This is a genomic window from Oscillospiraceae bacterium NTUH-002-81 (genome assembly GCA_032620915.1).
Taxonomy (GTDB): domain Bacteria; phylum Bacillota; class Clostridia; order Lachnospirales; family Lachnospiraceae; genus JAGTTR01.
The window spans coordinates 2746313-2759005 of record CP136052.1 but is presented as its reverse complement, the minus strand read 5'-3'; the positions used below and the strand labels follow the sequence as shown (position 1 = coordinate 2759005).

Sequence of the window (12693 nt, the reverse complement as noted above, 5' to 3'; positions counted from 1 at the left end):
AAATCATCATGAATAAGACCAAAAATTTTGATATCAAGAAATTTTTGTTAGACAATGCCATCATCGTTATTCTTCTTCTGATGGCATTATATGTGGGAATCACGAAAGATAATTTCTTTACATGGAACAACTTTTCCAACGTTTCCATCAACACCGCCCTTCGTTTCATCATCGCCCTGGGCGTATCCGGCTGTCTGATCACCAAAGGTACTGACCTGTCCGCAGGACGTATCGTAGGACTGGGCGCTTGTATTTCCGGAACCCTGCTGCAGAAGGCAGACTATTCCGATAAGTTTTTCCCGAACCTGGGCAATGTGCCGGTAGTGGCAGCCCTGCTCATCGCTGTTGTGATCTGTGCCATCTTCGGATGCCTGAACGGCCTGGTAATCTCTTATTTCCAGGTACCGCCGTTCATCACCACCCTGGGTATGCAGACTATCGTATATGGTATCTGCCTGGTGTACACCGGTGCATCCCCGCTGGGCGGCTTCAAGAAGAGCTTCACCAACGTAGCCAGCGGTAAACTTCTGGGCATTCCGTATTTCTTCGTTATCGCATTTGTCATCGGTTTTGGCATGTGGTTCCTGTACAACTACACAAGACACGGCAAATACATGTATGCCATCGGCGGTAATGAGAACGCAGCTGAGGTATCCGGTGTCAACGTAAAGAAAGCAAAGATCATCATCTACACACTGGCAGCAGCACTGTACGCACTGGGCGGCTTCATGTACGCAGCAAAGGCCGGCGGCGCAACCGTAAATGCAGGACAGGGCTACGAGCTGGAGGCAATCGCAGCTTGTACCATCGGCGGTGTATCCACCAACGGTGGTGTTGGTAAGATCTCCGGTATCCTCATCGGTGTGCTGGTGTTCGAGCTTCTGAAAGTATCCATGCAGTTCCTTGGTATCGATACTTCCTTCCAGTACATTGTACAGGGTCTCGTCATCATCGTTGCAGTAGCACTTGACCTTCGGAAATACCTGGCTAAGAAATAAGATTTGCTTCATACGAAATTCCATCATAGAAATAAAACAGTCCGGACATGCAGAAATTGTATGTCTGGGCTGTTTTTTTTGCAATGATCAGAGGAATCATGGTATACTATGATGAGAGCAAAAGAAAAGGAAGCGACGCCGAAGGCGGCATTTACTTTTCTTGCTCCATCATCGAACGAACAGCCTGCGATAGCAGGCAGTAGAGCACGACAGTGCGGGTTCGTGAGATTGAAAAGCAGCAAACGAACAAATTAATTTTTCATATAACGGGGTACACAATGGAAAAAGAACAGGAAGAGATGACACAGAAACAGGATGCGGCAGCACCGAACGACAGGGCCGAGGCGCTGGCAGATCGGGAGATGGAAGCACCCACAGATCCAAAGGAAGAGATGGAAAGCGGCGACGATACGGCTGACACAGAGGACATCGACGACCGCGATCCGATCACGGTGGCGAAGGAGAATTTCTACGACCGGCTGCCTTTCACATACCGGCAGGTGGATATTTTCTGCAAGGTACTGATCGGCGTGCTGATCGCTATTTTTGTCTATTACGCAGTGCTGAAATAACAGGAGAGAAGAGAGAATGGGCTTATACAGGGTAATGCTGGTGGATGACGAGGAAGACGTGCGCCAGGCGATCGCACGCAAGATCAACTGGGAGGAGATCGGCTTTCAGGTGGTGGCTTCTGCGGAGAACGGGCAGGAGGCGCTGGAGCTGGCGGAGCGTCTGCACCCGGATGTGGTCATGACAGACATCAAGATGCCGTTTATGGACGGGCTGACGCTGGGCCGTGCGCTGAAAAAACGGCTGAAAAATATCAAAGTCATTATTTTTTCCGGCTTTGATGAGTTTGAGTATGCGAAAGAGGCCATCAAGCTGGAGGCGGAGGAATACCTTTTAAAACCGCTGAACGCGGCGGAGCTGGAGACGGTATTCAAACGGATCCGGGAAAATCTGGACCGGGAAATCGATCAGAAGCGCAATGAGAGCCGCCTCAACGCCTACTATCAGGAGAGCTTACCCATCATGCGGGAGCAGTTTCTCATCGGCCTTCTGGAGGGCCGGATCCCGGACGAGGAGATCGACAAGACGATGGCCTCCTATGAGATGGAATTCAAGGCGGGCCATTACGCCGTGGCCGTGGGAACGGTGGAGCGCACGGAGGAGGCTGCCGGAAGGGCAGGAGAGGGCGCCGGAGCGGATGCGGAAGCGGCCGGGAAGGAACACCAGGGGCCGGTATCGGATGCGCGACTTCTGAACATTTCGCTGAAACAGATTCTGGATGAAAATATGGCGGGCACCATCGGCCACCGCACCTTCCTCTATCTGGATCGGGTGGTGACCATCGCCCTGTTTGACGATGAGGAAAAGTTCCCCTATTTTGTTTACCTGATGGATCAGGTGTGCAAGATCGCCAGACGGGTGCTGGATGCCAACACGTCCATCGGCATCGGCAGTCCCTGCGACAAGCGCTCCAAGCTGGGTATTTCCTACCGGGAGGCCAAGAGTGCGCTGGATTACCGGGTACTGGTGGACGCCAACCAGGCCATTTACATCAAGGATGTGGAGCCCAAAGCGGAGGCGATGCCGGATATCGAGCAGACGAGCGTGCAGGATATTTTGCGGGAAATGAAGCTGGGCACCCGGGAAGACCTGGAGGGCGTCATCCATGTGTTTGTCAAAAATCTGAAAAACTCCAAGATGGCCCTGTCTCAGTACCAGATTTTCCTCATGGAGCTGGTGGCGGAGATCTACAAGCTGGGGCGCAATTACGAGATCGACATGAACCAGATTTTCCCGCCGAAGACGAACCTGTACGAGAACCTGTATCAGCTGGATTCCCCGGAGGCGGTGGGCAGCTGGATGCTGGACATCTGTATGAAGGTGCGCCACGCCATCCGCCGGGAGCGGGCGGATTCCACCAAGGCCATCATGGAACGGGCCATCCAGTACGTGCAGGACAACTATCAGGAAAGCGACCTGTCGGTGGAGGGCATCTGCTCGGCGTTAAACGTCAGCCCCACCTATTTTTCCACCCTGTTCAAAAAGGAGCTGGGCACCACCTTCGTGGCCTATGTGACCAATGTGCGGATGGAGCGGGCGGTGGAGCTCCTGCAGACCACGGAGGACAAGACGTACGTCATCGCGGCCAAGGTGGGCTACACGGAGCCCAATTATTTCAGCTACGTGTTCAAGAAACAATACGGCATTTCCCCTTCCAAATACCGGACGGGAAAAACAAAAGAAGAAAAATAGACAGGACGGGCCATGAGAGAACGATACCGGAAGTTTTGTGAAAAAATCGTAAGTATTTACCGGGAGCGCAGCATTCAGCTGCTGCTGACCATTTCTTTTTCTGTGGTCACGATCCTGGGCATGGCGCTGCTGGGCGGAAGCCTGTATGCCCGGTTCGCGGCCAACACAAGAGAGCTGGCCACTGAGGACAACAAGAAGCTGATGGATCAGGTTTGCCTGAGTACGGAGACGTACATCCGCAATATGATGCGGGTATCGGACACGATGTATTATGCGGGCATCAAGAAAACTGACCTGAAGGAAAATACCCTGGATGCCCAGATGAGTTTTTTGTATGAGGCCAACAAGGACAGCCTCATCAGCATCGCCTGCTTTACGGCGGATGGCGAACTCATCAGCGCTTCCCCGGTGTCCAACCTGAAACGGCAGGTGGATGTGACGTCCCAGGACTGGTTCCGGGCGGCGGATGCCAAGATTGAGAACCTGCATTTTTCCATTCCTCATGTGCAGAATCTGTTTGAGGAAAACAGCTACCGCTATTACTGGGTCATTTCCCTGAGCCGGGTGGTAGAGCTGAACACCGGTGGCCGCACCAGCCGGGGCATTTTGCTGGTAGATATGAATTTCAGCGGTATTGAGCAGCTGTTTGCCAAGGTGAATACCAGCGCCAACCGGGGCTACGTGTATCTGATGGACAGTGACGGTGAGATCATTTATCATCCCAGGCAGAACCTGCTGAACACGAATATGCTGGAGGAGAGCAACCAGGTGGCTGCTTCCCATCAGGATGGAAGCTATACGGAGAAATATGACGGCGAGGAGCGGGTGATCATCGTGAAAACCGTGGGTTATACAGGCTGGAAGGTGGTCAGCGTGACGCCGGTGAGCGAATACACCAGCAGCACCATTCAGGTGCGTTTTTTCGCAGTCATGCTCATCGTCTTTTTCATGCTGGTGCTGCTCATGGTCAACAGCATCGTATCGTCCAAGATCGCCACACCGATCCAGCGGCTGGAGCAGTCGGTGAAGCAGCTGGAGGAACAAGGGGATCTGACCCGGGCCATTTATGTGGGCGGTTCCTATGAGATCGAGAGCCTGGGCCACAGCATCCAGTCCATGGTCAACCAGATGCGCAAGCTGATGGACGACATCGTGGTGGAGCAGGAGGCCAAGCGGCGCAGCGAGATGGATGCGCTGCAGTCCCAGATCAACCCCCATTTCCTGTATAATACGCTGGATTCCATCGTGTGGATGGTGGAGTGTGAGCGGTATGAGGAGGCCATCAAAATGGTAACCTCGCTGGCCAGCCTGTTCCGCATCAGCCTGAGCAAGGGCAGAAATATCATTCCCATCCGCAGTGAGCTGGAGCATGCCCAGAACTATCTGAGCATCCAGAAGCTCCGGTACAAGAACCGGTTCGAGGTGCGCACAGAAGTGGAGGAAAGCATTCTGGACTGCTGTACCGTGAAGCTGGTGGTACAGCCGCTGCTGGAAAATTCCATTTACTATGGCATGGAATCCATGGATGACGACGGCGAAATCCTCATCCGCGGCTACCGCAAAGACGGGGATATTTATCTGGAAGTGACGGACAATGGCCTGGGCATGCCGGAGGAGACGGTGCGCCAGCTGCTCACCGAGGGCAGCCGGGTGCGCAAACGCGGCTCCGGCATCGGCCTGATGAACGTGCACCAGCGCATCCGCCTGCATTTCGGGGAGGCGTACGGGCTGGAGATCGAGAGCGAGCCGGACGAGGGCACCACGGTACGGATCCATCTGCCGGACATTCCCTATACGGATGAGATCGGAAGGGAGGGACTGGGATGAGCAGACGGACAAGAATTCTCATGGCGGCGCTGGCGCTGTTTGTATTTCTCGGCGCAGTCATGTCCGGGTATCTGAACAGCGATGCAACACCCAGGCAGAAATATCAGATTTCCGTCATCGTCTACGGCAACAACCGGGACCGGTGGGCTTTTCTGCGGGAGGGCTTAAACCAGGGCGCTTCGGAGCTGCCGGTGGAATTAAGCTTCTCGGCCATGGCCCAGGAGGCAGATCCCCAGGAGCAGATCCGGGTGGTCAATCAGGAGATCCGCAACGGCGCCGACGGCATTTTGCTGGCGGCCTGTGACAGCACGGCGTTGAACCAGACGGTGGCGGAGGCGGCAGGGCAGGTGCCGGTGCTCATGCTGGAAACGGACGTGGAGGACAATGCCAAAACGCTGGGCTGTCTGGCAGCGGACGATTACGAGATGGGAAAAGCACTGGGAGAATTTGTGAAAGAAACCTATCCCGGCAGGACGGTCAGCCTCATCGATGAGTTTACGGAACGCTCCAGTGTCAGCCGGCGGCAGGATGGATTTCTGGATGCCATAGGAGACAGTGCCGATGTTAGACGCTGGCAGCGGGGCGAGGGAGACTATGGCCTGTCCCTGTACATTGCCAAAATGTACCGCCAGGAGGGCCGTGGAACGGTGGTGACCGCCATGGATGCCACTTCTCTGGAAGCGGTGCTGGATGCCTTTGAAAAACTGGAGGCGGAGGGCGGAACGAACATGGCAGGGCATGAGACCTTTGGCTCCTGGCAGCCCCTGTACGGCATCGGCGCCACGGACAAGATCGTGTATTATCTGGATCAGGGCTGGATCAGCGGCATCGTTTTTCCCAACGAATTCCGCATCGGCTATGCGGGGCTGAACCGAATGGTGGATACGCTGGAACGCCAGCCCGAAGCAGGCACAGACGCGGATCCGGCCATGACGACAGAATTTTACAGAGCGGACAGGAAAACCATGTACGAGCCGGATTTACAGCGGCTGTTGTTCCCGATCGTGCAGTAAGGAGGATGCGATGAGAAAACAGAGAAGACAGATGGCAGGGGCGGCAGCGGCACTGCTGGCAGCAGGACTGCTCACCGGGTGCGGCGGCAGCCAGAATGCGGACACGGTCACTTCCCTGAAAATCGGAGTGAGTGTGTATGACCAGTACGACACCTTCCTTGCGGAAATGATGACGGATATGGCGGCGGAGCTGAAAAATCTGGAGCAGGAGACCAACATCCAGATCACGATGGAGGTGGTCAACGCCGGTCACAGCCAGCTTACCCAGAACGACCAGGTGCAGGATTTCCTCGACAGCGATTACGATATCCTCTGTGTCAACCTGGTGGACCGGACAGATGCTTCCACTATCATTGACAAGGCGAAAAATGCCGACACGCCGGTGATCTTCTTCAACCGGGAGCTGGTGGGAGAGGATCTGCAGCGCTGGGATAAGCTTTATTACGTGGGGGCAGATGCCCTGGAATCCGGTCTTATGGAAGGACAGCTGGTGGCGGACGCCTGCGCGGAGGACATGGAAGCGGTGGATCGGAACGGCGACAGGAAGCTGCAGTATGTGATCCTGGAGGGCGAGGCCGGGCACCAGGATGCGCTGGTGCGGACAGAGTATGCCCTGAAGGCCGTGACGGAAAGCGGTATTGCGGTGGACCGGCTGGCGGATGAGATCGCCAACTGGAACCGGGGCCAGGCGCAGACGAAGATGTCCCAGTGGCTGGAGAGCTACAGGGACGAGATAGAAGTGGTATTTGCCAACAACGACGATATGGCGCTGGGGGCCATTGATGCCCTGAAGGAGAGCGACGTGGAGCACTGGCCGCTGGTGGTGGGCATCGACGGCACCGATGTGGCACTGGATGCGGTGGACAGGCACGAGCTCTACGGCACCGTTTTAAACGATGCGAAGGGACAGGCGCGGGCCATGCTGGCGCTGGCCTTTTCCATCGGCACGGACACGCCGCTTTCCGATGAATTTACGCTGCAGGACGGCAAATACATCCGCCTGCCCTACGAGCAGGTCACCTATGCAAATCTGGAAGAAATCCGTCTGAAAAAGGAATGAAAACACAGTAAAAACAAGTATCTTTTTTCCTCGAAATGGGTTATAATGACGTTTGTAACAAGCAATACTTATAGCAGGAAAAAAAACTTCATGGAGGTATCATATGTTAGTATCAGCAAAAGACATGCTTCAGAAAGCAAAAGCCGGCAAGTATGCGGTAGGACAGTTTAACATCAACAATCTGGAGTGGACAAAGGCTGTGCTCCAGGCAGCACAGGAATGCAATTCCCCGGTCATCCTCGGTGTTTCTGAGGGCGCGGGAAAATATATGACAGGATTCAAGACAGTGGCAGCCATGGTAGAGGCTATGGTGGACGAGATGGGCATCACCGTTCCGGTAGCGCTGCATCTGGATCACGGCACATACGAAGGATGCTACAAGTGCATCGAGGCAGGTTTCTCCTCCATCATGTTCGACGGCTCTCATTATCCCATCGAGGAGAACATTGAGAAGACCAAGGAACTGGTGAAGATCTGCAACGAGAAGGGCATGTCCCTGGAGGCAGAGGTTGGCTCCATCGGCGGCGAGGAAGACGGCGTCATCGGTATGGGCGAGGTAGCTGATCCCAACGAGTGCAAGGCTATCGCAGATCTGGGCGTAACCATGCTGGCAGCAGGCATCGGCAACATCCACGGTGTATACCCAGCCAACTGGAAGGGCTTAAGCTTCGAGACACTGGATCAGATCCAACAGAAGACCGGCGATATGCCGCTGGTACTGCACGGCGGTACCGGTATCCCGGATGACATGATCAAAAAGGCCATCTCTCTGGGCGTTGCCAAGATCAACGTAAACACCGAGTGCCAGCTTGTATTCGCAGAGGCGACCAGAAAGTACATCGAGGCAGGCAAGGATCAGCAGGGCAAGGGCTTTGACCCGAGAAAGCTCCTGGCTCCCGGCGCTGCAGCCATCGTGGACAAGGTAAAAGAGAAGATCGAGCTGTTCGGTTCTGCCAATAAGGCGTGAAACGAAGGATAAACGGATAACGAATAAAGAGAAAGACAGACGTATCGTCAGGGTGCGCCTGTCTTTTTGGTTGCTATTAAAAAAAAAGGATTCTATTTTCTCGTTTTCCAGATGTCGCGGCCATTTTGAAACAGATCCAGAAGTTCCATTTTTCTTTGAAATAATTCTTTTATCACTGGGATGCGAACCCGTTGTTCATAAATATCCTGCTCATAGATGGAAAAATCCATTTCTATTTTTTCAAGATCAACGAGGGAACGATCCATAACATACTGTAACAATTTGATCTCACGTTCAATAAAGGAATGCGTTTTTAGCTCAGTGATTCGCACTTTTTTCAGCCCTTCATAAGGCACGTTGTAGAACATGGAATTTCCGGAATCAAAAATGGGAGCAAAACCCAGAAGTTCCAGGGTATCTGGATTTCGCATGATCCCGTTTGCAACTTCAGCTTCCTCAGGCATGGGCCAGAGCGGTACACTGCTGGCAGAGTTGGCAGGAACCGGCGACTGGCAGGAAGGAAAGAGATTTTCTTCTAATGCATCAGAAGAAGAGGTTCAGGACTGGGTAAAAAGCTTGAATCTGAACTAAATATAAAGAATGCTATGAGCAGCAGGAACAACGATTAAAAGTCAAGTTTCTGCTGCTTTTCTAATATTTGGAAACAGTAATCAGGTTGCACAGTATCTGTCCGGTCATTTCAGTAGATCTGCTGAATAGCTTTCTCCCGGAAGTGTGGTATAGTGTTGATTATCTGCATCTGAGAAAATGATTGAAAAGCGGGCGGCTATTTTTTTTGATTGCTAAAGACCGAAAAATATGACATATTAAAAGAAAAACGTCTGGGGGAAAACGTTATGGCAAAATATATCGGATATGTAGTCTCCATGTGCCTGATCAGTCTTCTTCTCGAATACTTGAATAGGCGCAAGCATATAAATAGCAATCTCATCGGCAATGGTAACTATTATATTTTAAAAAATTCCATCAGCCTTAAAATATGTATATCTTACCATGTTTGGACTTGGAATATTTTTATTTTGCGTATTTTTATTCTTTTATCGGACCGGAAATCCAACCGTTACCATTGGTCATCTTAACTTTTCAATCATTTTTGCAACTATCGGGTTGGCAATAGCAATATGGGCTGAGAGATGGAGGATAGTCGTAGACGGAAAGCAGATGGAAATACACCGGCTGTTTCATCGGCCAAAAAAGATTATGATTCCTGAAATTGGAAAGGTTATGATTGGGAAGAAGCAACAGCTGACCTTGTATCATAAAAATGGAAAGAAATTGATAACAGTGGATGCCCTTTCCGATAATTATGACAAACTGTTGCAAACATTAAAAAGCAACAATGTTCAAATAAAAAACAATGATTGAGACAAGATGTATCCTGGCTGGATGATGAATAAGGATGTTCCTGATAAATTGGCAAAAGAGAAACTGCAAAAATTAAAATCCTCAATATTTTAATATCCCTGTCATAAAAATGGATAACGGTCAGGTGATTTTGGATTTACCCTTATGGGGCTTATTTTTCTTTGTATAGGAATTGGACTATATTTTGCCAACAAAAGAAAATACTTTGTCTGCACACAGGCAGTTATCGCAACCATTATTGATATACAAAAAGAAACCATCAATAATTCCAGTTCTACCGAATATGAGGCGAAAATTGCATCATGGTTTCCCATTTACGAATATGTCATTAACGGCATAACAATCAGAAAAAAAGCCTTTGTTGGAACTGCAAAGCCGGAAGTAACAGTGGGAGAGAAGGTATCCATTTTTATTAATCCAAATAACCCAGAAGAGTTTTATTGTCCCGGTGAAAAACGAATGCTTCTGCAGAAAATCTTTATGGGAGTTGGGATTGGACTTATAGTCCTGGCTCTGATTCTTGGAAGCATTGCTTTTTATGTCATAAGATAAGCATATTTCTGTTCGAAATTCTCCATTTTTCCGGATTGCCACTCCATTCGTAAAAAAGCAGTAAAGAAGGATGTTGCAGCGAAAGATCTGGCAGAAACCATTGAAATTTATTAGGTTCTGCTGAATACAAGATTGATCTGAAATCCCTGTAATTGAGATTATGAAAACGGGAGATATTGCTTATCTGGTGGAATAAAACCGTTCTGTGCGGACAGTAGAAATGATTACTTGATTTTTGCATATATGGAGTGTATTCTTATATCAGGTTATAAAAAACACGGAAAAGAAGTAAAAAGATACCATAGGAGAGGAATACAGGCATGCAGAGTAGTATTACGGAAATTTTCGGGGAAAATGTGTTTGACGATGCGGTGATGCAGGAGCGGCTGCCCAAGAAGGTGTATGCGCAGTTAAAGCAGATCATCAGAGAGGGCGGTGAGCTGGATGCGGCCATGGCGGATGTGATCGCCCATGAGATGAAGGAATGGGCCATCGAGAAGGGGGCGACCCACTATTCTCACTGGTTCCAGCCGCTGACCGGGGCGACGGCAGAGAAGCATGACGCCTTTCTGTCTGCACCCAAGGAGAACGGCAAGGTGCTCATGGAGTTTTCCGGCAAGGAGCTGATCAAGGGCGAGCCGGATGCCTCCTCCTTCCCGTCCGGCGGCCTTCGTGCCACCTTTGAGGCCAGAGGCTATACGGCATGGGACTGTACCTCTCCGGCGTTTGTGAAAACAGATGAGAAGGGCGGCACCCTGTACATTCCCACGGCGTTCTGCTCTTATAAGGGCGAGGCGCTGGATCAGAAGACGCCGCTTTTACGTTCCATGGAAGCCATCAACAAACAGTCCCTGCGGCTGATCCGTCTGTTTGGCAACACCACCTCCCGGCGGGTAACACCGTCTGTGGGCGCAGAGCAGGAGTATTTCATCATCGACCGGGAGAAATACCTGAAGAGAAAAGACCTGGTATTTGCGGGCCGGACGCTGTTTGGCGCCATGCCGCCGAAAGGCCAGGAGCTGGATGACCACTATTTCGGCGTTATCCGGGACCGGATCATGGATTTCATGCGGGATGTGAACGAGGAGCTGTGGAAGCTGGGGGTATCGGCCAAGACCCAGCACAACGAGGTGGCGCCGGGACAGCATGAGCTGGCGCCCATTTATGCCCAGTGCAACGTGGCCGTTGACCACAATCAGCTGGTGATGGAAACGCTGAAAAATGTGGCCTACCGGCACGGTCTGCACTGCCTGCTCCATGAGAAACCCCTTTGCCGGGGTCAACGGTTCCGGCAAGCATAACAACTGGTCACTGACCACGGATGACGGCATCAACCTGCTGGAGCCGGGCAAGACGCCCCATGAGAACATCCAGTTCCTGCTGGTGCTGACCTGTATCCTGAAAGCGGTGGATGAGTATGCAGCCCTGCTGCGGGAGTCCGCAGCGGATGTGGGCAACGATCACCGTCTGGGTGCCAACGAGGCACCCCCGGCCATCATTTCCGTTTATCTGGGCGAGCAGCTGGAGGATGTGCTCTGCCAGCTCATGAGCACCGGCGAGGCGACCCACAGCATGCACGGCGAGAAGCTGCGCACCGGCGTCAAGACGCTGCCGGGCTTTACGAAGGATGCCACCGACCGGAACCGGACATCGCCCTTTGCCTTTACCGGCAATAAATTCGAATTCCGTATGGTGGGCTCCCGGGATTCCATCGCTTCTCCAAATGTGGTGCTGAACACTATCGTGGCAGGCGCGTTCTGTGATGCCTGCGATGTGATTGAGGCTGCCGGGGAGGAAAATTTCCATGAGGCTGTCCATGATCTCATCAAAAAATATGCATCCGAGCACTATCGGATCGTATTCAACGGCAACGGCTACTCCGACGAGTGGGTGGAAGAGGCTGCCCGCAGAGGCCTGCCCAACATCACCTGCATGGTGGATGCGATCCCCTACCTGACCGAGCAGAAGACCATTGACCTGTTCGAGAAGTTCCACGTGCTCACCGAGGCTGAGCTGTATTCCCGCCAGGAGATCAAATACGAGGCTTACGCCAAGGCGCTGAACATCGAAGCCAGAGCCATGATCGACATTGCCAGCAAGCAGATCCTGCCGGTGGCTGTCCAGTATGCGGCCAACCTGGCACATTCCGTCAACGAGGTGCGTTCCGCCTGCGCGGCAGCAGACACCAGTGTGCAGGAGGAGATGCTCTGTGCGGTATCTGACCTGCTCCGGGAGACAAGGGATGCGCTGAAAAAGCTCACCCAGGTGACAGAGGAAGCCTCCGGCATCGCCGAGGGCAAGGATCGGGCGCTCTATTTCCGCAAGGAGGTCAACCCTGCCATGGAGGCGCTGCGAAGCCCTGTGGACAAGCTGGAAATGATCGTGGACAAGGCACTGTGGCCCATGCCGTCCTACGGAGATATGCTGTTTGAAGTATAAAATCGGCAATTTTACTTATATGAGAGTATCTGAATGCGCATTTTATAACAGAATTGCATAAAAAATACGAAAATCCTAATTTTTGCTTGCAATTTCTGAAAAATGAGAGTATGTTTAGAAGCAAGTTAATACATGACTGAACGAGGACGTTCCATTTCGAAGAGATGGAGCGTCCTTTTCTGATTCATA

At 51.9% G+C, this 12693-nt stretch carries 10 protein-coding genes and 1 pseudogene; 10 read left to right on the top strand and 1 reads right to left on the bottom strand.

What is annotated here, in order from left to right; all coding sequences use genetic code 11:
- Positions 1-8: 8 nt before the first annotated feature.
- The 7 genes from RJD28_13620 (at position 9) to fba (ending at position 8127) form a co-directional block, all read left to right on the top strand.
- Positions 9-998, top strand: a complete 990-nt coding sequence (locus RJD28_13620) for a beta-methylgalactoside transporter (GenBank protein WNV57304.1) — start codon at positions 9-11, stop codon at positions 996-998.
- A gap of 278 nt (positions 999-1276) precedes the next feature.
- Positions 1277-1570: a hypothetical protein gene (locus RJD28_13615; GenBank protein WNV57303.1), complete on the top strand. Its 294-nt coding sequence runs from the start codon at positions 1277-1279 to the stop codon at positions 1568-1570.
- A gap of 16 nt (positions 1571-1586) precedes the next feature.
- A complete protein-coding gene (locus RJD28_13610) occupies positions 1587-3260 on the top strand; it encodes a response regulator (GenBank protein WNV57302.1) in 1674 nt (557 codons plus the stop codon).
- A gap of 12 nt (positions 3261-3272) precedes the next feature.
- Entirely contained in the window at positions 3273-5087 is a 1815-nt protein-coding gene (locus RJD28_13605) for a sensor histidine kinase (protein WNV57301.1), read from the top strand.
- Positions 5084-6100: a substrate-binding domain-containing protein gene (locus RJD28_13600; protein WNV57300.1), complete on the top strand. Its 1017-nt coding sequence runs from the start codon at positions 5084-5086 to the stop codon at positions 6098-6100. Before RJD28_13605 ends, RJD28_13600 begins: the two co-directional genes overlap by 4 nt.
- Before the next feature lie 10 nt (positions 6101-6110).
- Entirely contained in the window at positions 6111-7160 is a 1050-nt protein-coding gene (locus RJD28_13595) for a galactose ABC transporter substrate-binding protein (protein ID WNV57299.1), read from the top strand.
- A 103-nt stretch (positions 7161-7263) separates the two neighbouring features.
- Entirely contained in the window at positions 7264-8127 is an 864-nt protein-coding gene (gene fba, locus RJD28_13590; GenBank protein WNV57298.1) for a class II fructose-1,6-bisphosphate aldolase, read from the top strand.
- A 92-nt stretch (positions 8128-8219) separates the two neighbouring features.
- On the opposite strand, the gene RJD28_13585 is transcribed toward fba, so the two are convergent.
- The gene (locus RJD28_13585; GenBank protein WNV57297.1) at positions 8220-8591 is read right to left on the bottom strand and encodes a hypothetical protein; all 372 of its coding nucleotides are present in this window, start codon (positions 8589-8591) and stop codon (positions 8220-8222) included.
- Positions 8592-9141: 550 nt separating this feature from the next.
- Here RJD28_13585 and RJD28_13580 point away from each other — a divergent pair.
- The 3 genes and pseudogenes from RJD28_13580 (at position 9142) to RJD28_13570 (ending at position 12504) form a co-directional block, all read left to right on the top strand.
- Positions 9142-9513: a hypothetical protein gene (locus RJD28_13580; protein ID WNV57296.1), complete on the top strand. Its 372-nt coding sequence runs from the start codon at positions 9142-9144 to the stop codon at positions 9511-9513.
- Positions 9514-9657: 144 nt separating this feature from the next.
- Positions 9658-10065 (top strand): DUF3592 domain-containing protein, encoded by a 408-nt coding sequence (locus tag RJD28_13575; protein ID WNV57295.1) that lies wholly within the window; start codon positions 9658-9660, stop codon positions 10063-10065.
- Between the two features lie 320 nt (positions 10066-10385).
- Positions 10386-12504 (top strand): annotated as a pseudogene (locus RJD28_13570) (glutamine synthetase III).
- The last annotated feature ends 189 nt before the right edge of the window (positions 12505-12693 follow it).